This window comes from Neisseria sp. P0021.S007 (assembly GCF_051956855.1).
This window is the reverse complement of the sequence record NZ_JBQCXA010000190.1, coordinates 1-975: the sequence shown is the minus strand read 5'-3', so window position 1 is coordinate 975 and position 975 is coordinate 1. Positions and strand designations below refer to the sequence as shown.

The window sequence follows — 975 nt, the reverse complement described above, 5'->3', positions numbered from 1 at the left end:
ATGTGGCCAACTCGATTTATTCAGGTTTGTACAATGTCGGCATCGGCGGCGGTGCGCTTTTGGGACATTATGTAACCGTCTGGTTCGGCCTTTCCAATATCGGCATTGCCGGAGCCTTGCTGGCGGCGGCAGGTTTGGCCGTTTGCGGCTTGTTGTTTAAGGAACAAGACAATCTGACGCAAAACGTTTAAAATCCAATCACTTTCCTAATCGAACGGACAAACAGCCTTCCTGCTGCTTGTCCGTTTTTTATTTTATTTTAAAAAATAATTTACAATTTATTTACACTACATCAAATTACAAATATACTGTCGCTGTCAGGTCGTCTGAAAACGGCCAGCACAAGCGTAAAAGAAAAACCAGCAAACTTCAGAGGAACATTCTATGGATCTGCACGCAAAGGACAAAACCCAGCATCCGGAAAACGTCGAGCTGCTCAGTGCACAAAAGCCGATTACCGACTTTAAAGGCTTGCTGACCACCATCATCTCCGCCGTTGTCTGCTTCGGCATTTATTACATCCTTCCCTACAGCCCCGACGCCAACAAAGGTATAGCGCTGTTGATTTTCGTTGCCGCGCTTTGGTTTACCGAAGCCGTACACATTACCGTTACCGCACTGATGATCCCTATCCTTGCCGTTGTACTCGGTTTCCCGGATATGGACATCAAAAAAGCGATGGCCGGTTTCTCCGACCCGACGATTTACATCTTCTTCGGCGGCTTCGCGCTTGCAACCGCCCTGCACATGCAGCGTCTCGACCGTAAAATCGCTGTCAGCCTGTTGCGCCTGTCCCGTGGCAATATGAAAGTTGCCGTGTTGATGCTGTTTGCCGTTACCGCCTTCCTGGCTATGTGGATCAGTAACACTGCAACTGCCGCGATGATGCTGCCTTTGGCAATGGGTATGATGAGCCACCTCGACCAAGAAAAAGAACGCAAAACCTACGTTTTCGTCCTGCTCGGTATCGCCTAC

At 48.9% G+C, this 975-nt stretch carries 1 protein-coding gene and 1 pseudogene; both read left to right on the top strand.

Going from position 1 to position 975, the window contains the following annotated elements:
* Positions 1–191 (top strand): annotated as a pseudogene (locus tag ACTHUR_RS12125) (sugar transporter); the annotation flags it as partial.
* 193 nt (positions 192–384) lie between these two features.
* On the top strand, positions 385–975 hold a 591-nt coding region (locus ACTHUR_RS12120), incomplete at its 3' end, for an SLC13 family permease (protein WP_440398734.1).